The following is a 21,037-nucleotide window of genomic DNA, read 5'->3' as shown; positions in this document are numbered from 1 at the left end:
GGAGACCCAATCGGCGAGACCGCGCGACGGTTCCGCTCCTCCGCGGCCTGCGAGTGCGCGCCGCATTGCCGAGCCCGCGACCGCGACCTAACTCCAGCCCCCATGGAGAAGACCGGCGAAGCAGGGTGCGGCGCCACCCCGGCGGCGGGCACCTTGCAGGTCCGCGTCGTCCAGCGCATCTCCGAGATCGCGGCGGCCGACTGGGACCGCTGCGCCCTCTCGGCCGAATCGCTCGCGGGGGCGGCCGAGAGCCACAACCCCTTCGTCAGCCACGCCTTCCTGTCGGCGCTGGAGGAATCCGGCTGCGTCGGCGGCCGCACCGGCTGGCTGCCGCTGCACGTGGCCGTCGAGCGAGACGGCCAGGGACACGAGGGCCGAGGGATCGAGAGGCAAGTGATCGGGTATGCGCCCTGCTACCTGAAATCCCACTCGCAGGGCGAGTACGTGTTCGATCACGGCTGGGCCGACGCGTTCGAGCGTGCCGGCGGCCGCTACTACCCGAAGCTCCAGGTCAGCGTGCCGTTCACGCCGGTGACGGGACCCCGCTTCCTGATCGCCCCGGGCGAGGATCCCGAGGAGGCCACCTCCGCCCTCGTCGCGGGCCTGCGGGCCTTGCGCCGGCAGGTCGAGGCCTCGTCGATCCATGCCACCTTCCTGCCCGAGATCGAGGCCGAGCGGGCGGGCGACCTCGGGTTCCTGCGCCGGGTCGACCAGCAGTTCCACTGGGACAATGCGGGCTACGCCACCTTCGACGACTTCCTCGGGGCGCTGGCCTCGCGCAAGCGCAAGGCGATCAAGCGGGAGCGCCGCGACGCGCTCGCGGCCGGGCTCACGATCGAGTGGGTCACCGGCTCCGACCTCACGGAAGCCCATTGGGACGCCTTCTACCGCTTCTACATGGATACCGGCTCGCGCAAATGGGGCCGGCCCTACCTGAACCGGCGCTTCTTCTCGCTCATCGGCGAGCGCATGCCGGAGCGCATCCTTCTGGTGATGGCGCGGCGCGAAGGGCAGTACGTGGCGGGTGCCATCAACCTGATCGGCGACCGGGCCCTCTACGGCCGCAACTGGGGCTGCATCGAGGACCACCCCTTCCTGCATTTCGAGGTCTGCTACTACCAGGCGATCGACTTCGCGATCGCCCGTGGCCTCGCCCGGGTCGAGGCCGGGGCGCAGGGCGAGCACAAGCTCGCCCGCGGCTATCGCCCGGTGATCACCCACTCGGCCCACGACATCGCCGATCCCGGCCTGCGGGCGGCCATCGCCGACTATCTCGCGCGCGAGGCGCGCCATGTCGAGGCGGCGGCCGAGGCCCTCGACGCGGCGACGCCGTTCCGGCGCGGCGAGGACTGACGGGCCCGTAGCGTCCCGCCACCGGGGCGGCTACGCTCGCCGCACGGGGCCCGGAAAGAGGCTCCGGTTCGGGAGCGAAACATCATGCGGACGAGCGAGGGAGGGCGCGGATACGCGTCCCGCCGGTTCCTGCTGGGTTGCATCGGGGTGGTCGTCGCCGCGCTCGCCACGCCGGCCCTGGCGGATCCGGCCCTGAAGGTGCACCGCGGCGAGGCCCTGGCGCCGGCCCGGCCGGACGAGGTCGGGCTGTCCGCCGAGCGGCTCGGCCGCATCGGCCAAGCGATGGAGGAGGAGGTGGCGGCCGGCCGCCTGCCCGGCGCCGTGGTGATGATCGCCCGGCACGGCCGCCTCGCCTATGCCGAGAGCGTCGGTTTCCGCGACAAGGCCACCGGGGCGCCCCTGGCCAAGGATGCGATCTTCCGCATCTACTCGATGACGAAGCCGCTGACCTCGGTCGCCGCCATGACGCTCATGGAGGACGGCCGGCTCCAGCTCACCGACCCGGTCTCGAAATACCTGCCGGAGTTCAAGGACCTGAAGGTGGCGGGAAGCCGCCCGAATGCGCTCGGCGAAACCTCGCCGGACCTCGTCCCGGCCGAGCGCGCCCCGACGGTGCAGGACCTGCTGCGCCACACCGCCGGCCTCGCCTATGGCGAGATCACCACCAACCCTGCCGTCAAGGCGGCCTATTCCAAGGCCGGCCTGTTCAAGCCCGATTTTGACTACAACACCACCGACCTCACGCCGGAGGAGTTCACCAGCCGGATCGCGGGCGCGCCCCTGGCCTACCAGCCCGGCACGGTCTGGCAGTACAGCCTCGCGGTCGACGTGCTAGGCCGCGTGGTCGAGAAGGCCTCAGGGCAACGCCTCGGCGACTACCTGGCGGAGCGGGTCTTACGGCCGCTGAAGATGAGCGAGACCGGCTTCTCGGTGCCGGCCGACCAGGCGGGCCGGATCGCCCAGGCGCTGCCGACCGATCCGGCGACCGGGGCTCCGAACCGGCTCATCGACGGCGCGGCGCCGAAGAACGATTCCGGCGGCGCCGGCGGCTATGGCACCGCGGCCGATTACCTGCGCTTCGCGCAAGCCATGCTCGATGGCGGCATCCTCGACGGCGCCCGGGTGCTCAGCCGCACCAGCGTCGACCTGATGACCGCCGACCATCTCGGCGACCGGATCAAGCCAGTGGTCAGCCCCGGCGAATTGCTGATGGGCGTGCCCGGCTACACGTTCGGCCTCGGCTTCATGGTGCGCAAGGAGGCCGGCATCGCCGGGGTGCCCGGCTCCAAGGGCGAGTTCCTATGGGCGGGCTATGCCGGCACGTTCTTCTGGGTCGATCCCAAGGAGGACCTGGCGGTGGTGATGATGACCCAGGCGCCCGGACCGAGCCGGGCGTATTATCGCCGCGAGATCAAGCAGCTCGTCTACGGCGCCATCGCCGACTGAACGACCCGGGGCGCGAAGCCCGCCGAACCGGCCATGCATTCGCGCCCCTGGACTCGGGCGAACCGGCGCCCGAGGATGCGCGCCGTCCGGCCCGGGCATCCGGGCCGAAGTCCGGAGCGTTCCGCCGCATGTCCCCGATCGACCGCATCTCCGCCGACCTCGACGCGCTCACCGCCATCCGGCGCGATTTCCACGCCCATCCCGAGCTGGGCTTCGAGGAGGTGCGCACCTCCGGCATCGTGGCTTCGATGCTCGCCTCCTGGGGCATCGAGGTGCATCGCGAGATCGGCCGCACCGGCGTCGTCGGGGTGCTGAAGGGCCGCGGCACCAGTCCCCGGCGCATCGGCCTGCGCGCCGACATGGACGCCCTGCCGATCGAGGAGGCGACCAACCTCCCCTATCGCTCGACCATTCCGGGCAAGATGCACGCCTGCGGCCATGACGGCCACACCACGATGCTGCTGGGTGCCGCCAAGTACCTGGCCGAGACCCGCGACTTCGACGGCACCGCGGTGTTCATCTTCCAGCCCGCGGAAGAAGGGCTGGGCGGCGCCCGCGCCATGCTGGCCGACGGTTTGTTCTCGCGCTTTCCCTGCGACGAGGTCTACGGCCTGCACAACAACCCGAGCGGGCGGAGCGGCGAGCTCTCGGTGCGGCCCGGCCCCGCCATGGCGGCGGCCGACTTCTTCGACATCCGCATCGTCGGGCGCGGCGCCCACGGGGCGCAGCCGAATCGCGGCATCGATCCCGTGGTGGTCCAGGCCGCCCTGGTCCAGGCGCTCCAGACCATCGTCAGCCGCAACGCCGACCCGCTGCAATCGGCGGTGCTCTCGATCACCCAGGTCCATGCGGGCGCGGCCTACAACGTGATCCCGGAGGAGGCCCATCTCGCCGGCACGATCCGCACCTTCGACGACGGCGTGCGGGCACTGGTGTCCCAGCGCATGCGCGAGATCTCCGCCGGCGTGGCCGCGACCTTCGGCGCCGAGATCACGGTCGAGATCCGCGACATCTTCTCGGTCCTGCGCAACAGCGAGGAACAGACCCGCGCCGCCGCCGAGGTCGCCACCGAATTGTTCGGTGCCGCCAAGGTCGACACCACGCCCGAGCCCAAGATGGGCAGCGAGGACTTCGCCGACATGCTGCACGCGGTGCCCGGCGCCTATGCGTGGCTCGGCGGAAAGGCCGGGGCGAACCTGCACAACGCCGCCTTCGACTTCGACGACGCGATCATCCCGCTCGGCGCGGCGTATCTGGCGCGGCTGGTCGAGCGGCGCTCGGCGGCAGCCGCCGGCTGAGCGGCGGTTCCGGGAGGGCGGCCGTTCGGATAAGCTCCGGCGACGCCCTCTCTCTGCGTCATTCCGGGGCGGGGCCTGCCGAGCGCCCGGGAGCCATGACCGCTGGCTTTCCAGGACGAGGTGGGCAGCTTTCCGCCTCGTCCGACATCGTCACGGCTATGGATCCCGCGCTCCGCTGCGCGGCCCCGGGATGACCAGGAGGGTGGCATGATCGGCGAGCGAGCTGATCGGACACCGACAGGAACCATGCGATGACGCAGACCGCCTACGACCCTCAGAACATCTTCGGCAAGATTCTCCGGGGCGAGATCCCCTGCCACAAAGTCTACGAGAACGAGCACGTTATCGCGTTCATGGACGTGATGCCCCAGGCCGACGGCCATACCCTGGTCGTGCCGAAGACCCCGAGCCGCAACCTCCTCGACGCGGACCCCTCCACGCTCGGCCACCTCTACGCGGCGGTTCAGACCGTGGCCCGCGCCGCCAAGGCCGCCTTCGCGGCCGACGGCGTCGCGGTCTACCAGTACAATGAGGCGGCGGCCGGCCAGACCGTGTTCCACCTCCACGTCCACGTCCTGCCCCGGCACGAGGGCGTCGCGCCGCGCCGCCACGTCGACGGGATGGCGGATCCGTCGGTGCTGGCGCAGCATGCGGAGCGGATCCGGGCGGCGCTCGCGGGGTAAAAGCGAGGTTTTGCGACGATAGCCGGTCTTCGGTATGGCGCAGGATCCCCTCTCCCACCCGGGAGAGGGGAACGCGCTTTACCTTCGAACATCGATGCCAGGAAAGCGTAAGGCTTCCGACGCCGTGCGCGGCAAGCCCAAACAGAAAAGCCGCCCTTTCGGGCGGCTTTCCAAACTCTCGGTTCCCGTGTCGCGCGATCAGCGCGAGTAGAACTCGATCACCAGGTTCGGCTCCATCTGCACCGGGTACGGGACCTCGGACAGGGTCGGCACGCGGGTCATGCGGGCCGTCATCTTGCCGTGATCGACCTCGATGTAGTCGGGCACGTCGCGCTCGGCGAGCTGGCTCGCCACGACGACGATCTCGAGCTGCTTGGACGATTCCTTGATCTCGATCACGTCGTCCGGCTTGACGAGGTAGCTCGGGATGTTGACGCGCACGCCGTTCACCCGGATGTGGCCGTGGTTCACGAACTGGCGGGCGGCGAAGGGGGTCGCGACGAACTTGGAGCGGTAGACCACCGCGTCGAGGCGGCGCTCGAGCAGGCCGACCAGGTTCTCGCCCGAGTCACCGCGCAGGCGGATCGCCTCGGCGTAGTAACGGCGGAACTGCTTCTCGGTGATGTTGCCGTAGTAGCCCTTGAGCTTCTGCTTGGCGCGCAGCTGCGTGCCGAAGTCGGACATCTTGCCCTTGCGGCGCTGGCCGTGCTGGCCCGGGCCGTACTCGCGGCGGTTCACGGGGCTCTTCGGGCGGCCCCAGATGTTCTGGCCCATGCGGCGATCGAGCTTGTGCTTCGCCTGAACGCGTTTCGACATCGCGTGTCCTCTGAAAACTTATCGCATCACGTATGAGAGGAACGCGCCCTCCTCCCCCCGAATCCGGGGCGACAGAGCGGCCGTGACGAGCCGCTCGCGGGTGCGCAAAATGTTTTCGGGGCCCCGAACCGGAGCCCCGCGAACCGGGCGCTCTTAGGCGACAAAGCGTATGGGGTCAAGGGTCAGGGCGCCGGCTGGAACCGCGCCTCGGCCTCGGCGTCCCGGCTCCCCAGGATCGAGACGTGGTCCCCCGGCACCTCCACGAACCCGGCGCCGGCCGCCTGCGCCAGGCGAGCCCCGTATTTTGCGGGGATCACCGGGTCGGCATCGCCGTGCACGATCAGGATCGGCGCGGGAACGGTGCCGATGATCCGGTCGGAATGCCAGGTGTCGGAGAGGAGGCGCGCCGGCAGGAACCGGAAATGGTGCCGGGCCATCGCGGTCATCGACGTGAACGGCGCCTCCAGATAGAGCCCGAGCAGGCCCGTCGCGCCGGCGCGAGCCGCCACCGCGACGGCGACCGCCGCGCCGAGGGAATGGCCGTGCAGCAGCACGGGCGCTCCCGGCGCCCGGCGCCGCGCCTCGGCGACGGCCGCGAGCCCGTCGGCGATCAGCCCGGCCTCGCTCGGGCGCCCCGTGGAACCCGGATAGCCGCGATAGGCCGGCGCCATCACGCCCCAGCCGTGAGACCGCCAGGGCCCGGCGGCGAAGCGTTCGGCGTGCCAGTCGGGGAGCGAGGCGTTGCCGTGAAACGTCACCACCACGCCGGCGCCGGGGGCCGGCGGCAGCCAGAGGGCACGCAGCCGCTCGCCGTCCGGCGTCGGCACCGCGATCGTTCCGGCCTCGGGCGGGAGCCGAGCGCCCGTCGCCGGAACGGCACGGCCCTGCCCCGGATAGAGCAGGCTGCGCTGGAACCACCAGAACGCGGCGACGACCGCGCCGTAGACGACGAGGAGCGCGACGAGCAGGCCGGCCGCGATCATCGCCGCCCGCCAGGCGCTCACTGCAGGACGAGCGGCATCGCCTCGACCGCGACCTCGGCGATGCCGCGGTCGCAAAGGGCCGTCCGCAGGGCGGGGGTCAGCCGGTCGCCGGAGGTGAAGGCGGCCAGAACCGGGCCCGGACCATCGTTCCCAAGCCCGCGGACGGGACCGCCGATCAGCTGGGTCATGCGCCGGGCGATCGCCGGGGCGGGATCGATCCAGGTCACCGGCCAGGGAGCGACGGCCTGGTAGCGGGCGAGCAGCAGCGGGTAATGGGTGCAGGCGAGCACCACCACGTCGGTGCGCCCGGCCTCGCTCTCGACGAAGCAGGGCCCGATCTCGGCCCACAGGTCGGCATCCGAGACCGGCAGCCCGGAGAGCGCCGCCTCGGTGAGCGCGGCGAGGCCCGTCGCCCCGACGAGGGTGACCGAGCAGCCCGCCGCGTAGGTGTCGATCAGGTCGCGGGTATAGTCGCGCCGCACGGTGCCCGGCGTGGCGAGCACGCTGACGAGGCCCGAGCGCGTCGCCGCGGCGGCCGGCTTGATCGGCGGCACGGTGCCGACGAAGGGCACCTCGAAGCGCCGGCGCAGGGCCGGCAGCACCAGGGTCGAGGCGGTGTTGCAGGCCACCACCACGAGGTCGGGGGCGTGCGACGCGATCAGCCGCTCCATGACGGTGAGCACCCGCTCGACCAGCACCGGCTCGGCGAGGCCGCCATACGGGAAGGCCGCGTCGTCGGCGGCGTAGACCACCCGGGCGTCGGGGCGGGCACGCCGCACCTCGGCGAGCACCGTGAGGCCGCCGAGGCCGGAATCGAACACCAGGACCACCGGCGCACGGGTGATCGGCGCCAGGGGCGCCGCGGCAGTGCCGGCCATCAGATCGAACCGCATGGGAGGTTTTGACCGAGAGATATGGAGGATTGCCGGCGAGAGTCCGGCGCGATCGTTAAGGCTTGGTCACTGCGGCGGCAAAAAGGCCTCGCTTTCCCCGCGCCGCACAAGCTGCGCGGTAACGCCGCGCCGGAGAAACGAGTTCCCCGGACCCGCGTTAAGCGTGGACAATCAATCTACGCATGAGGGACAATCCGATGGCAGCGACCGCGACCGCGCAGGCCCTCGACACGCGCCCCGCGTTCCCGCCGCCCTCCATCCACGCCCGCCCGGTCGACCGGGGGGCCTGGATCGCGGCTTTCCGCCACGTGCGCGACGAGACCGAAAGCCGGGCTGCTCCGCTCTCTCCGGAAGACCAGCAGATCCAGTCGATGCCGGATGCGAGCCCGACCAAGTGGCACCGCGCCCACACGACCTGGTTCTTCGAGCAGTTCCTGCTCAAGGAGCGCGTGCCGGGCTACACCGTCTTCGACGAGCGCTTCTTCTACCTGTTCAACTCCTACTACGTGCAGGCGGGTCCGCGGGCGCCGCGGATCAGCCGCGGCCTCGTCACCCGGCCGACCTGCGACGAGGTCGCCGCCTACCGTGCCCATGTCGACCGCGCGGTGGCGGAGCTGATCGCGGGCGCCCCCGAGGGGCAGCTCCCCGAGATCGCCGCCATCGTCGAGATCGGCCTGCACCACGAGCAGCAGCACCAGGAGCTGATGCTCACCGACATCCTGCACGCCTTCGCGCAGAACCCGCTGCTGCCGGCCTATGACGAGGGCTGGCGCTGGCCCGCCCTGTCGCAGCGGCCCGGACAGGTCGCCCTGGCGGGCGGCGTCGGTCAGATGGGCCATGCGGGCGAGGGCTTCCATTTCGACAACGAGGAGCCGCGCCACGACGTGCTGCTGCGGCCCGTGACCCTCGATCGCGCCCTCGTCACCAACGGCGAATGGCTCGAATTCATGCAGGATGGCGGCTACGCCAGGCCCGAGCTCTGGCTCTCGGACGGCTTCGTGGCCGCGCAGACCGAGGGCTGGGAGGCGCCGGGCTACTGGCGGAGCCAGGACGGCGTCTGGTCGAGCATGACGCTCGCCGGATTGAGGCCCGTCGATCCGTCCCTGCCGGTGACGCATGTGAGCTACTACGAGGCCGACGCCTTCGCCCGCTGGGCCGGGCGCGACCTGCCGACGGAAGCCGAGTGGGAGGCGGCCTCGGACTCCCTCGACGCGGGTTTCGGCCATGTCTGGCAATGGACCCGCAGCGCCTACGGCGCCTATCCGGGCTACCGGCCGCTGCCCGGCGCGCTCGGCGAATACAACGGCAAGTTCATGGTCAGCCAGTTCGTGCTGCGCGGCTCCTCGGTGGCGACGCCGCACGGACACAGCCGGCCGACCTACCGGAACTTCTTCTATCCCCACCAGCGCTGGCAGTTCACGGGCCTGCGTCTATCTCAATACGGCGCGTGAGGCGTGCCGTGCCTCGATCCGGGTGCCCTCAGGGTGCCCGCCCGAACTCGGAGTTCCTGCCCGTGACAGCCCCGCTTCCCCATCTCGCGCCCCCCCCCGCCCGCATCGACCGGAGCTTTCTCCAGGACGTGATCGCGGGCCTGCGCGCGCCGCAGAAATCCCTCTCGGCCAAGTATTTCTACGACCGGCGCGGCTCGGAGCTGTTCGAGGCGATCACCCGCCTGCCGGAATACTACCCCACCCGTACCGAGCTCGCGATTCTCGACCGCTACGGCCCCGAGATCGGCGCCGGGCTGCCGCCCGGCGCGGCCCTCGTCGAGTTCGGCAGCGGGTCCACCACCAAGGTGCGCCGCCTGCTGCCGCACCTCGCCGATCTCGGCGCCTACGTGCCGGTCGACGTCTCGGCGGAGTTCCTGCGCAGCGAGGCGGAGGAACTCGGCCGCGATTTCCCACGCCTGCGCATCGAGCCGGTGGCGGCGGATTTCACCAAGCCGTTCGACCTTCCGGACGACCTGAAGGACGCGCCCAAGGCCGGCTTCTTCCCGGGCTCGACCCTCGGCAATTTCGAGCCCGAGATGGCGGCCGGCCTGCTCGCCAGCTTCGCCCGGACGCTCGGCGCCGGTGCGACGCTGATCGTCGGCATCGACCTCGTGAAGGACAAGGCGGTGCTGGACGCCGCCTACGACGATGCCGCCGGGGTGACGGCGGCGTTCAACCTGAACCTGCTCACTCGCATCAACCGGGAACTCGGCGCCGATTTCGACCTCGACGGCTTCGCCCACCAGGCCTTCTTCGAGGAGAACCTGGGACGCATCGAGATGCATCTGGTGAGCCGGCGCAGCCAGCTCGTCACCGTGGCGGGGATCCCGTTCCACTTCGCCTCCGGCGAGACGATCCACACCGAGAACAGCTACAAGTACACGGTGCCGGGCTTCCGGGCGCTCGCCCGCACCGCCGGCTGGGAGCATGCCCGCGTCTGGACCGATCCGGACGGGCTCTTCTCGGTCCACGCGCTCACCGCCAGCACGATCCGGCGGCACTGAACGGCATCATGGGTGGATCCGGCCGCGACCTCGACCGCGCGCAGGGCGACGCGGTCGACGCCTTCCTCAGGACGGCGCGCGAGGTGGCGCCGCCCTCCGGCGATGCGCCGCGGCTGATCTTCGCCCTCGACGCCACGATGAGCCGGCAGCCGACCTGGGACCTCGCCTGCGGGGTCCAGGCCGGGATGTTCGAGGCGACGGCCCGGCTCGGCGGGCTCTCGGTGCAGCTCGTCTATTTCCGCGGGTTCTCGGAATGCCGCGCCTCCCGCTTCGTCGCCGATGCCCGGGCGCTCACGGGGCTCATGCAGGGCGTGACCTGCCAGGGCGGCCGGACCCAGATCGGCCGGGTGCTTCGCCACGCCCGCAACGAGGCCGGGCGGGGTCCGGTCAAGGCCCTGGTGCTGGTCGGCGACGCGATCGAGGAGGATCTCGACGACCTCTGCGGCGTCGCCGGCGAGCTCGGCCTCCTCGGGCTGCCGGCCTTCTGCTTCCACGAGGGACCCGATCCGGCGGTCGCCGCGGGATTCTCGGAGATCGCCCGGCTGAGCGGCGGGGCCGCGGCCCGGTTCGATCTCACGGCGCCGGGGGTGCTCGCCGCGCTGCTGCGCGCCGCGGCGATCTATGCCACCCGGGGACTCGACGGATTGCGCCTGGCCGCGCATGAGGATGCGGCGGCGCGCCGGCTCCTCGCCGGCATGACACGCGGGTAAGACGGAGGTCTCCCGCGCCGGGCAGCGCGTGAACCGAGAGTGACCTACGACGAATGATCGCCCTCGGCCTCGGTGTCCTCGTCCTCGTCGGCCTGTGGTGGCTCGGCCGCCACTACGCGACGGCGAACCCCACGATGATTGCGCGGGTGATCCGCCAGGCCGGCGGCTGGCTGGCGCTGGCGGCCGCCGCCTTCCTGTTCCTGCGCGGGCGCTTCGACATGGCCGGCGCGCTCGGCCTCGGCGGTGCCTGGCTCCTCGGCTGGCGCCAGGGCTCGCCCCTGCCCTTCGGGCTCGGCAAGCTCGGCCTCGGCCGCACCGCCCCGCACCGCTCGGACGCGACGTCGCGGGTCCGCTCCGCCCTACTGGAGATGGAGCTGGATCACGCCAGCGGCGCGATGCGCGGCACGGTGCTGGCCGGGTCGCTGGCGGGCCAGGCCCTCGACGGCCTGGCGCTGCCGCGCCTCACCGCGCTCCTGTCGGAGTGCCGCGCGAGCGATCCGGACGGGGCCCGGCTGCTAGAGGCTTATCTGGACCGCCGGTTTGCCGGATGGCGCGTAGACGCTGAGGCTGATCGCGACCCGGGGGCGCGCGGTCCGGCGCAGCCAGGGCCGATGACGGAGGAGGAGGCCTATCAGATCCTGGGGCTTCAGCGCGGGGCGCCCCTCGAGGAGGTGCGCCGGGCGCACCGGACCCTCATGAAGCGGCTTCATCCGGACCAGGGCGGGTCGGACTACCTGGCGGCCCGCGTCAACGCGGCCAAGGACTTTCTGCTCAACCGACATCGCTGATACTCCACGCGCGTGTCGACGAAACCGCGACAGGACGTGCCGCGGCGGGGATGTATTCGAGAATGCTTTGTTACAGACAGGCGCACAGGCTTTGATCGTGTGCGCCTCCCTCCCCGGGCGATCCCGGACTTCCCCCGGATCGCCTGGGGAGAGCGAACCCCGTGCTAGCTCCGGGTTGCGAAGCAGGTGAAGCCGTTCCGCTTGAGCGCCCGGCAGGCATCCTGCGCGGCCTCCGCCTCCGAGAAGCCGGAGAAGCGGGCGCGGAACAGCGTGGTGCCGCCATGGGTCACCCGCTCGGTGAAGGGGGCCGCCTTGCCGAGCGCCCCGCCGCTGCGCTGGCGCGCATCGGCGAGCATCGACTTCGCCTTGCCTTCGTCGTCCATGGCGCCGAGCTGGATCACCCAGGGAGTCACCGTGACGGGCTTGGCGGCGGGCGCGGCGGCCTCGCGCGGGGCCGGCGCGCGGGCCTCGCCGGGCTCGGAGGCCGGCAGGCGCGAGGCGTACTTGGTCCCGGGGCCCGGGAAGGCCGGCGCGGCGCCGGCGGCGGCGTAGGCCTGGGCGCTGGCCGGCACGGCGCCGACGGCGCCCGCACGCCACTTCGGCGAGGATTGCGGCGTGGCGCCGCCGCGGGGCGCGATGTCGAGGGGCTGGCCGGTGGAGTTCGTGGTCTCGACCGCGTCGTCGTCGGCGGAGGCCACGAGGGTGCGGGTCGCGACCGGGCGCTCGGCGACCACCGCGGGGCGCGGCCGCTCGGCCACCTCGACCACCGGGGCCGAGGTGCGGGCACCCGCATAGGCCACCGGCAGGTTGGCCCGGACGAGCTTGGCCATGATGGTGTCGCGGCTCGCCACCGACTTGCCGCCGAGCACCACCGCCACGATGTGGCGGTCGCTGGTGCGGGCCGAGGTCATCAGGTTGAAGCCCGAATCGCGGGTGTAGCCGGTCTTGATGCCGTCGACGCCCTCGACCCGGCCGAGCAGGTGGTTGTGGTTGCCGATCACCCGGCCCTTGAAGGCGAAGGAGCGGGTCTGGAAGTAGCGGTAATATTTCGGGAACCGGTCCTGGATCGCGCGGGCCAGGATCGTCAGGTCGCGGGCGGTGGTGATCTGGTCGGAATCCGGCAGGCCCGACGCGTTGGCGTAGTGGGTGCGCGTCATGCCGAGGGCATGGGCCTTGCGGGTCATCATCTCGGCGAAGGCCGGCTCGGAGCCGGCGATGTTCTCGCCGATGGCGCAGGCGATGTCGTTGGCCGACTTCGTCACCAGCGCCTTGATGGCCTCCTCGACCGTGACGGTCGAGCCCGGACGCACGCCGAGCTTGGAGGGCGGCATGCGGGCGGCGTTGGCCGAGATCTGCAGCGGGGTGTCGAGATCCATCTTGCCGCGCTCGAGCTGTTCGAACAGCAGGTAGAGCGTCATCACCTTGGTGATCGAGGCCGGATGGCGCAGGGCGTCCTCGTTGACCGCGTGCATCACGCGGCCGGTCTTCGCATCGACGACCATCGCCGCGTAGGGCGGGTTGTAGCCACCGCCGCCGCCGTGATGGGCGCGCCGGCGCGCCTCGGCGGGCGAGGCGGTGAGCGCCGTCAGCACCGCCGCGGCGGCGAGCACGGCCGGCAGCGCGGGTCCAGATTGGCCGTGAACGCAACGCATCACGCACATACCTCGTTCGATTGACGAGGGCACCCGCGACGTGGCGGCGCCCGGACCGCCGGCGCCGCCCGGGAGGGCGTGGCGCAGCGGCATCACTGTCAATCAGGCTAGGGAGGCGCGGTTACGCCCCGGTTAATCGGAGTCGAATTCCAACGCTCGAATTCGACCGATTGTGCGGCGCACCATCCGGGCTTGACGAATTTTGTGCGGTGCACATATTGCGGTCAGCGGGGCGCGACGCGCGGGTGCCTCGTCGAGCCCGACCGCCGCGCGAGGAGGGGCGCCCGCCCGGGGTGCCACCACATCATGAACCAGCAGACCATCAGCCAGCAGGCCGAGGCCGCCCAGAAGTTCGGCAAGGACGGCATGGACGCGGTGCTGCGCAGCTTCGGCACCCTGTCGAAGGCCAGCCAGGCGATCGCCGTCGAGGCGACCGACTTCGCCAAGCAGTCTTTCGAGCACGGCACCGCGACCCTCGAGAAGCTCGCCGGCGTGCGCTCGTTCGACAAGGCGCTCGAGATCCAGACCGAGTACGTGAAGACCTCCTACGAGCGCCTCGTGGCCCAGACCACCAAGATGACCGAGCTCTACCAGAACCTCGCCAAGGAGATGGCGAAGCCGTTCGAGGGCTTCGTCGCCCAGGCCCAGGAGCAGGTCGCCAAGGCCCAGGACCGCGCCTTCGCGGCCGCCAAGGACGGCCTGAAGAAGGTTGAGACCGAGACCACCAAGATCCAGAACGCCGCGTAAGCGCGACGGCGGGCGGCCTTCCGCGGCCGCCCCTCCCCCATCGAGACCTTCACCGCGACCGGCACGGGATCCCGTGCCGGTCGCGTGCGTTCAGGGCTCCCCGCGCGCGGGGAGCGGGATCAGGGCTCCCCGCGCGCGGGGAGCGGGATGGGGCTTGCGATGGGACCTTGCACGACAAGAGCGCGCAGCCGACTGGCGAAGCGACGGCTCGGCCTATAGATTAGGCTCGGCACCGGCAGCCGACGTGATAGGCTGCCGATCCGCACCACCGCACGCGCTCCCTGCCGGAGGGGGCCGGGGCGGCTCGGCGCGGTCGCCAGAGCGAGGTCGGTACGATTCAGATGGCTCAGGTCCCGAGGCAGGGAGAACCCTCCACCAGGCCGGTCGCGGCCAACCCCCGCGCCCCCGGCAACGGCGACGGGCGATCGGGAACCGCCGTGATCACGCGGACGAAGCCGCGCACGAAGCGGCCCAACCTCTACCGCGTGCTGCTCCTCAACGACGACTACACCCCGATGGAATTCGTGGTCCACGTGGTCGAGCGCTTCTTCAACAAATCGCGTGAGGACGCGACCCGCATCATGCTGCACGTCCACCAGAACGGCGTCGGCGAGTGCGGCATATTCACCTACGAGGTCGCCGAGACCAAGGTGACGCAGGTCATGGACTTTGCGCGGAAACACCAACATCCTCTGCAATGCGTCATGGAAAAGAAATAGGCACCAGCTAAGAGGCCCGCTTTGCCCAGCTTCTCACGCAGCCTTGAACAAGCTCTTCACCGCGCCCTGGCGCTGGCGGGCGAGCGCCGGCACGAATATGCCACGCTCGAACATCTCCTGCTGGCCCTGGTCGACGACCAGGACGCGGCCGCCGTCATGCGGGCCTGCAACGTCGACGTCGACCTGCTGAAGCGCAATCTCGTCGAGTACATCGACACCGAGCTCGCCAACCTCACGGGGGACGGGCGGCAGGACGCCAAGCCCACGGCGGGCTTTCAGCGCGTGATCCAGCGCGCGGTGATCCACGTGCAGTCCTCAGGGAGAGAGGAGGTCACCGGCGCCAACGTGCTGGTGGCGATCTTCGCCGAGCGCGAGAGCCACGCCGCCTACTTCCTGCAAGAGCAGGACATGACCCGCTACGACGCGGTCAACTACATCAGCCACGGCATCGCCAAGCGCCCCGGCCTGTCCGAGGGCAAGCCGGTGCGCGGCGCCGACGAGGACGGCCCGACCGAGCGCCCGAGCGGGGCCGAGGAGGAGCGCGGCGGCCAGAAGAAGAAGGGCGACGCCCTCGACGCCTACTGCGTCAACCTCAACAAGAAGGCCCGCGACGGCAAGATCGACCCGCTGATCGGCCGCGAGAACGAGGTCCAGCGCACGATCCAGGTGCTGTGCCGCCGGCAGAAGAACAACCCGCTGCTGGTGGGCGATCCCGGCGTCGGCAAGACCGCCATCGCGGAGGGGCTGGCCCGCAAGATCATCCAGCACGAGGTGCCGGAGGTCCTGGCGGACGCGACCGTCTTCTCCCTCGACATGGGCACGCTGCTCGCCGGCACCCGCTACCGCGGCGACTTCGAGGAGCGCCTCAAGCAGGTGATGAAGGAGATCGAGGCGCATCCGAACGCCATCATGTTCATCGACGAGATCCACACGGTGATCGGCGCCGGTGCGACCTCGGGCGGCGCGATGGACGCCTCGAACCTCCTGAAGCCGGCGCTGGCCTCGGGCTCCTTGCGCTGCATCGGCTCGACCACCTACAAGGAGTACCGCCAGTACTTCGAGAAGGACCGGGCCCTGGTCCGCCGCTTCCAGAAGATCGACGTCAACGAGCCGTCGATCCCGGACGCGATCGAGATCCTGAAGGGCCTGCGCCCGTCCTTCGAGGAGTTCCACAAGCTCAAGTACACGACCGAGGCCGTGAAGGCCGCGGTCGAGCTGTCGGCGCGCTACATCAACGACCGCAAGCTGCCGGACAAGGCGATCGACGTGATCGACGAGACCGGCGCCTCGCAGATGCTGGTGCCGGAGGGACGGCGCAAGCGCACGATCGGCGTGAAGGAGATCGAGGCGACCATCGCCACGATGGCCCGTATCCCGCCGAAGACCGTCTCGAAGGACGACGCGGAGGTGCTCGCCCACCTCACCGACAACCTGAAGCGGGTGGTCTACGGCCAGGACGCCGCCATCGACGCGCTGACCGCCTCGATCAAGCTCGCCCGGGCGGGCCTGCGCGACCCCGACAAGCCGATCGGCGCCTACCTGTTCGCCGGACCGACCGGCGTCGGCAAGACGGAAGCGGCCAAGCAGCTGGCGTCGAGCCTCGGCGTCGAGATGCTGCGCTTCGACATGTCGGAATACATGGAGCGGCACACCGTCTCGCGGCTGATCGGCGCCCCTCCGGGCTATGTCGGCTTCGACCAGGGCGGGTTGCTCACCGACGGCATCGACCAGCACCCGCATTGCGTGCTGCTGCTCGACGAGATCGAGAAGGCCCATCCGGACCTGTTCAACATCCTGTTGCAGGTGATGGACCACGGCAAGCTGACCGACCATAACGGCAAGCAGGTCGATTTTCGCAACGTCATCATCATCATGACGACGAATGCGGGCGCGGCCGACCTCGCCAAGGCGGCGTTCGGCTTCACCCAGAACAAGCGCACCGGCGACGACCAGGAGGCGATCAACCGCCTGTTCGCCCCGGAATTCCGCAACCGCCTCGATGCGACCGTGTCCTTCGGCCACCTGCCGAAGGAGGTGGTGGCCAAGGTCGTCGACAAGTTCGTGCTCCAGCTCGAAGCCCAGCTCGCCGACCGCAACGTCACCATCGAGCTGTCGGACGAGGCGCGGGACTGGCTGGTCGAGAACGGCTACGACGAGGCCATGGGTGCCCGCCCGATGGCCCGCCTGATCCAGTCGACCATCAAGACCCCGCTCGCCGACGAGGTGCTGTTCGGCAAGCTCAAGGACGGCGGCGCGGTCCGGGTGATCGTCAAGCGGCCCGAGGGCGAGAAGCCGAGCCTCGGCTTCGTCTTCCCGGCCGGCCCGGTGACGCCGCGGCCCGAGAAGGACGTGACGATCGCGGCCAAGAAGGCGGCCAAGAACGCCGCGAAGAAGCAGAAGCGCCCCCGCGCCGCGCCGAAGAAGCCGAAGGACGGCGGCTCGGGCGGCGGCGAGGGCGGGGTCCGCACCGTGCCGAAGGTGCCGCTGGTGCGGGCCTGACCCGGCGGGGATCGGGGATCGAGGGTTGACCTCTCGATCCCGGCCCGCCTCCCGTGTATGAGGCTCCCCTGAGACGCGCGCATCCCGGCGGGGCCTCCCCGCCGGGATGCGCTTTTGAGCGGCTGCCCTTCGAGCGGTTCGCCCCGTGATGGACATGCAAGGGCATGCCCCTGCGCCAGGAGACGTGAGACGATCCCCATGAGAGTGTTCCCATGAGCGGAGATCTCAACGAGGGCCCCCTCGCCCCGGCCGCGACGGTGATCCCGCCCTCCCCGAAGCTGACCCGGCGCGAGAAGCGCCGGCAGCGCCGTCGTCGTCGCAAGATCGGCGAGGAGATCCTGGGGTGGATCCTGGTGCCGCTGATCCTGATCGCCGGCTACTGGGCGATCAATGCGGGCTTCGCGTTCTTCGGCACCACGCCGAGCGCGGTGTTCGACCAGCTGAAGCAGGTGAAGACGGCGCTGGAGAAGCGGGAGGCGCGGTAGCGGCGGCCGGAGCGTTTTCCGACGAAGCGGATCCCGGTTCGTCGTAGAAGATGCGACGAACTCGAAGACCGGGAGCCGCGCCCGATTGCACCATGATCGAGCGCCGCTCTAGCTACGCGTGATCGCGTCCGGCGGGACATGCTCGGCGAGCCAGACGCCGTTGCCCGTCACCCAGAACGGGTGCCCCGCCGCCGCCAGGCGCCCGGCCGCGACGCGCAGCACCACCGGTCGGCCGCGGCGCGCACCGACCCGCGCGGCGGTGTCCGGATCGGGTGAGAGATGGACGTGGTGGCGCGCCATCGGCTGCAGGCCCTCGGCCAGGATCGCCGGCCAAACCCGTTCGACGGTGCCGTGCCAGAGATGGTCGGGCGGATCGGACCGGCTCCAGTCGCCGGCAACCGTCACCGAATGGCCCTGGCGCGCCCGGATCGACCCGGCATCGGCACTGAGCTCGAAGCGCGCCTTGTCGTTCGTCTCGACGACGCGCAGCAGGGTCTCCCAGTCGACGCGTCGGCCCCCGGCTTCGAAGGCCGCGAGCACGGCATCGACCCTCGCCCAGCCGGCAGGGTCGAGGTCGAGGTCGGCCGATTCAGGCTTGTGACGCAGCCAGTAGGACAGGGTCTTGGAGAGGGCGGTGTCGTCGCGGGTCATGCCCGCAAGGTGGCGCCGATCGACCGTGAGGGCAACGGCCGAGGCCGGCTCCGATCATCCCCGGGGTTCGCACGATGGTCCGCGGCCCATTCCTATGTCGCGCAGACGATCGCGAGGGACATCAGGCAAGCCCCGCCAGCACCGCCTCCCGCAAGCCCTGCGGCAGGGCGACCAGCTCGCCGTGGATCGGCTCGCGCCGGTTGTAGACCGGGGCGCGGCCGTCGAGGCCGAGCACGGCTCCGCCGGCCTCTCGCAGGATCAGGTCGGCGCCGGCGAGGTCCCAGTCGCGGGCGTCCGACGAGACCAGCCCGACATCGACCAGGCCCTCGGCGACCCGCACCAGGCGCAGGGCGAGCGATGGGATGCGAGGCAGGCGCACCAGCGCGCCCGGCGTGCCGGCGAGACCGGCTTGCCGCTCGAGCCGGTCGGCCATCGGCTTCGGGCCGGTGACCCGGGCGCCGGCCAGACCCTCCTGGGCGGAGACACGGATCGGCACATCGTCCTTCGTCGCGCCCTCCCCGGCCACGGCCTCGTAGAGCGTCGCGGTGACCGGCGCGGCGACGTGGCCGAGGACCGGCTCGCCATGGGCGAGCAGCGCCACGGCGATCGACCAGTCGGGATCGCCCGACAGGAAGGCGCGGGTGCCGTCGATCGGATCGACGATCCAGACGAGGTCGTGGGCGAGGCGGACCGGGTCGTCGCGGGTCTCCTCCGACAGCCAGGCCGCCCCGGGAATCAGCTCGCTCAGGCGCACCTTCAGGAAGGTGTCCACCGTCACGTCGGCCTCCGTGACCGGCGAGCCGCCGGCCTTGCTCCAGACCCGGGCGCTGGTGCGCTGGCCCTGCCGGAAATACGGCAGCGCCAGCAACGCGGCCTCACGGATGATCGCTCGGATCTGGGGCAGAAGCGGGCGCACGTCGTCGGGGAGAGGCATGGTCGGCCGCCAGGGTTCGAGGAGGAGGGGTTCGAGGAGGAAGGTTCGATGGGAGCGCCCGGCAGCGCCGCGGCGGGCACCGATTTGCGCACGGGACAACGGCGTTCCCCCGTTGTAGGCGCCGCCACCGCACCCCACAAGGACGCCTTGGCCGGGACGCGGTGGCAGCGATGCCGCATTGTCTTAGCGAAGCGTTTCGCACCGCACCGATGCCATGTCCTGGCGGTGAACGATAAATGAATCGGTTCGGGACAAGGATCCGTTGAGCATTCGGCGCATCTGTGCCGCCACAACCATCGCTTAACGCTGCCTTTTAAGGCGTTCTGAGCCGGGGCGGGTCCAAAGTCGTGACAACAGCGGACGACACGACAGAGGTCGCCGCCTCACGCGAACAGGGCGTCGAGCAGATCCATGGTCACCAGATTCCCTTCGTCGAACCGCCAGGCCGCCCGTCGCGATGTCGGGCTCCCGGTCATCCATCGCGGCCCGGTCCAGGCCGAGCCGTCGCCCCTGCCGATCGTGGGCCGCCTGCCCGGCGCCTCGGCTGCCGGCAGCCTGGCGCTCTGCCTCGACGGCGATGCCAGCGACGCAGCCGGCGAGGACCGCTTCGCCGTGATGGTGCTCGACCGCACCGGCGACCCGCTGATGCGCCTCGGCACGTACGGCGACGACGAGGTGGTGGCGGTGTGGCGCCGGCTCGGCGCCGAAACGGGCCTACCCCTGGTGGTGATCCAGGAGGACGGCGCCGTCTCCCCGATGGGCCAGCAGATCGGCCGGGTGAAGCTCGGCGCGGTGCGGATCCGCCGCCGGCACGGCCTGCTGAGCGGCCGCCGTCCGCGCTTCCTCACCCGCCGCAAGACCGGCCGGCTGCCGCTGCGCCCGCTGGTCTACCGCGACGAGAGGCTGCTGACGGAAGGCGACTGCGTCTGAGCGGCCCCGGTCACATCAGCCCTTGCCAGATCGCATCCAGGGCGAGGCTGCAGAACAGGATCAGCCCCGCATCGCGGTTGGCGCGAAACAGCCGCAGCGCCTCCAAGCCGTCACGCGGATCGAGTCGCCCGACCTGCCAGGCGAGGTGGCCGGCGAACAGCGCGAGACCGGCAAGACCGATCGGACCGGCCCCGGCCCCGGAGAGAGCCATGCCGATGAACAGGACGCAGGCCAGGAAGCAGGCCGCCACCGCGAGCCGCACCCGGGTGCCGAAGAAGCGGGCCGAGGACTTGATGCCGGCGATCTCGTCGTCCTCGATGTCCTGCACCGCGTAGATGGTGTCGTAGCCGATGACCCACGCGATGGCGCCGGCGTAGAGCCAGTAGGCCGGGGCGTCGAGGCGGCCGAACAGGGCCACCCAGCCCATCAGGGCGCCCCACGCGAAGGCGAGGCCGAGCACCAGTTGCGGCACCGGCATCACCCGCTTCATGAACGGGTAGATGGCGACGGGCGCGAGCGAGGCGATGCCGACGAGGATCGCCGTGCGGTTGAACTGCAGCAGCACCGCGAGGCCGACGAGGGCCTGCAGCACCAGGAAGACCAGGGCGTGGCGCACGCGCAGGCGCCCGGAGGGCAGCGGCCGCAGGCGGGTGCGCTCGACCCGGGCATCGAGGTCGCGGTCGGCGATGTCGTTGTAGGTCGAGCCCGCCCCCCGCATGGCGACGGCGCCGATCAGGAACAGGGCGAGGTGCCACAGGCTCGGGCCGGGCCGGCCCGCCGCGATGGCGGCGAGCGCCGCCGACCACCAGCACGGCAGGAGCAGCAGCCACCAGCCGATCGGCCGCTCGATGCGGGCGAGGCGCAGGTAGGGGCGCACGGCCTCGGGGGCGTGCCGGTCGACCCAGTGCCCGGTGACCGCATCGGCGACCGGGCGGTCGGGGACGGGATTCATGCTC

General features: G+C 71.0%; 20 protein-coding genes. 13 read left to right on the top strand and 7 right to left on the bottom strand.

Annotated elements, in window-relative coordinates; genetic code table 11:
- Positions 1-102: 102 nt before the first annotated feature.
- The 4 genes from VQ03_RS18610 (at position 103) to VQ03_RS18595 (ending at position 4,780) form a co-directional block, all read left to right on the top strand.
- Positions 103-1,353, top strand: a complete 1,251-nt coding sequence (locus VQ03_RS18610; RefSeq protein ID WP_048452379.1) for a GNAT family N-acetyltransferase — start codon at positions 103-105, stop codon at positions 1,351-1,353.
- A gap of 84 nt (positions 1,354-1,437) precedes the next feature.
- Entirely contained in the window at positions 1,438-2,799 is a 1,362-nt protein-coding gene (locus tag VQ03_RS18605) for a serine hydrolase domain-containing protein (RefSeq protein WP_048452378.1), read from the top strand.
- Positions 2,800-2,927: 128 nt separating this feature from the next.
- On the top strand, positions 2,928-4,097 hold the full coding sequence (locus VQ03_RS18600; RefSeq protein ID WP_048452377.1) for a M20 aminoacylase family protein: 1,170 nt from the start codon (positions 2,928-2,930) through the stop codon (positions 4,095-4,097).
- 251 nt (positions 4,098-4,348) lie between these two features.
- On the top strand, positions 4,349-4,780 hold the full coding sequence (locus VQ03_RS18595) for an HIT family protein (RefSeq protein ID WP_048452376.1): 432 nt from the start codon (positions 4,349-4,351) through the stop codon (positions 4,778-4,780).
- A gap of 198 nt (positions 4,781-4,978) precedes the next feature.
- Here the strand turns inward: VQ03_RS18595 and rpsD are convergent, their stop codons facing one another.
- The 3 genes from rpsD to murI form a co-directional block, all read right to left on the bottom strand.
- Positions 4,979-5,596, bottom strand: a complete 618-nt coding sequence (gene rpsD / locus VQ03_RS18590; RefSeq protein ID WP_048433566.1) for a 30S ribosomal protein S4 — start codon at positions 5,594-5,596, stop codon at positions 4,979-4,981.
- Between the two features lie 182 nt (positions 5,597-5,778).
- Complete coding sequence (locus VQ03_RS18585) at positions 5,779-6,600, bottom strand: alpha/beta hydrolase (protein WP_342586469.1); 822 nt, start codon at positions 6,598-6,600, stop codon at positions 5,779-5,781.
- Entirely contained in the window at positions 6,597-7,472 is an 876-nt protein-coding gene (gene murI, locus VQ03_RS18580; protein ID WP_048452375.1) for a glutamate racemase, read from the bottom strand. Before murI ends, VQ03_RS18585 begins: the two co-directional genes overlap by 4 nt.
- Positions 7,473-7,669: 197 nt before the next feature.
- Here murI and egtB point away from each other — a divergent pair, with 197 nt between their 5' ends.
- The 4 genes from egtB to VQ03_RS18560 all read left to right on the top strand — a co-directional run bounded on the left by egtB (position 7,670) and on the right by VQ03_RS18560 (position 11,464).
- Complete coding sequence (egtB, locus tag VQ03_RS18575; RefSeq protein ID WP_048452374.1) at positions 7,670-8,923, top strand: ergothioneine biosynthesis protein EgtB; 1,254 nt, start codon at positions 7,670-7,672, stop codon at positions 8,921-8,923.
- A 62-nt stretch (positions 8,924-8,985) separates the two neighbouring features.
- Positions 8,986-9,966, top strand: coding sequence for an L-histidine N(alpha)-methyltransferase (gene egtD, locus VQ03_RS18570; protein WP_048452373.1), 981 nt, complete (start codon positions 8,986-8,988; stop codon positions 9,964-9,966).
- A gap of 8 nt (positions 9,967-9,974) precedes the next feature.
- Complete coding sequence (locus VQ03_RS18565; protein WP_048452372.1) at positions 9,975-10,676, top strand: vWA domain-containing protein; 702 nt, start codon at positions 9,975-9,977, stop codon at positions 10,674-10,676.
- 53 nt (positions 10,677-10,729) lie between these two features.
- Positions 10,730-11,464 carry a DnaJ domain-containing protein gene (locus VQ03_RS18560; RefSeq protein ID WP_053078651.1) on the top strand — a complete coding sequence of 245 codons (735 nt, stop codon included), beginning with the start codon at positions 10,730-10,732 and terminating at the stop codon, positions 11,462-11,464.
- Positions 11,465-11,628: 164 nt separating this feature from the next.
- Here the strand turns inward: VQ03_RS18560 and VQ03_RS18555 are convergent, their stop codons facing one another.
- Complete coding sequence (locus VQ03_RS18555) at positions 11,629-13,116, bottom strand: D-alanyl-D-alanine carboxypeptidase (RefSeq protein ID WP_048452401.1); 1,488 nt, start codon at positions 13,114-13,116, stop codon at positions 11,629-11,631.
- Positions 13,117-13,422: 306 nt separating this feature from the next.
- On the opposite strand from VQ03_RS18555, the gene VQ03_RS18550 reads away from it, so the two are divergent.
- The 4 genes from VQ03_RS18550 (at position 13,423) to VQ03_RS18535 (ending at position 17,566) form a co-directional block, all read left to right on the top strand.
- A complete protein-coding gene (locus VQ03_RS18550; RefSeq protein ID WP_083468087.1) occupies positions 13,423-13,863 on the top strand; it encodes a phasin family protein in 441 nt (146 codons plus the stop codon).
- A gap of 341 nt (positions 13,864-14,204) precedes the next feature.
- Positions 14,205-14,582: an ATP-dependent Clp protease adapter ClpS gene (gene clpS, locus VQ03_RS18545; RefSeq protein WP_048433572.1), complete on the top strand. Its 378-nt coding sequence runs from the start codon at positions 14,205-14,207 to the stop codon at positions 14,580-14,582.
- A 21-nt stretch (positions 14,583-14,603) separates the two neighbouring features.
- Complete coding sequence (gene clpA, locus VQ03_RS18540; protein WP_048452371.1) at positions 14,604-17,081, top strand: ATP-dependent Clp protease ATP-binding subunit ClpA; 2,478 nt, start codon at positions 14,604-14,606, stop codon at positions 17,079-17,081.
- Between the two features lie 212 nt (positions 17,082-17,293).
- Positions 17,294-17,566: a hypothetical protein gene (locus tag VQ03_RS18535; protein ID WP_048452370.1), complete on the top strand. Its 273-nt coding sequence runs from the start codon at positions 17,294-17,296 to the stop codon at positions 17,564-17,566.
- Between the two features lie 108 nt (positions 17,567-17,674).
- Here the strand turns inward: VQ03_RS18535 and VQ03_RS18530 are convergent, their stop codons facing one another.
- Both VQ03_RS18530 and VQ03_RS18525 read right to left on the bottom strand, forming a co-directional pair.
- Positions 17,675-18,217, bottom strand: a complete 543-nt coding sequence (locus VQ03_RS18530; protein WP_048452369.1) for an RNA 2'-phosphotransferase — start codon at positions 18,215-18,217, stop codon at positions 17,675-17,677.
- A gap of 121 nt (positions 18,218-18,338) precedes the next feature.
- Entirely contained in the window at positions 18,339-19,151 is an 813-nt protein-coding gene (locus tag VQ03_RS18525; RefSeq protein ID WP_048452368.1) for an inositol monophosphatase family protein, read from the bottom strand.
- Positions 19,152-19,562: 411 nt separating this feature from the next.
- Here VQ03_RS18525 and VQ03_RS18520 point away from each other — a divergent pair, with 411 nt between their 5' ends.
- Complete coding sequence (locus VQ03_RS18520; RefSeq protein WP_083468086.1) at positions 19,563-20,081, top strand: DUF6101 family protein; 519 nt, start codon at positions 19,563-19,565, stop codon at positions 20,079-20,081.
- Positions 20,082-20,091: 10 nt separating this feature from the next.
- On the opposite strand, the gene ubiA is transcribed toward VQ03_RS18520, so the two are convergent.
- Entirely contained in the window at positions 20,092-21,033 is a 942-nt protein-coding gene (gene ubiA, locus VQ03_RS18515) for a 4-hydroxybenzoate octaprenyltransferase (protein ID WP_048452367.1), read from the bottom strand.
- Between the last annotated feature and the right edge of the window lie 4 nt (positions 21,034-21,037).

The organism is Methylobacterium tarhaniae (assembly GCF_001043955.1).
Classification (GTDB): Bacteria; Pseudomonadota; Alphaproteobacteria; order Rhizobiales; family Beijerinckiaceae; genus Methylobacterium; species Methylobacterium tarhaniae.
Note: the sequence above shows the minus strand (reverse complement) of the source record. Positions and strands in the feature narration are given on the sequence as shown.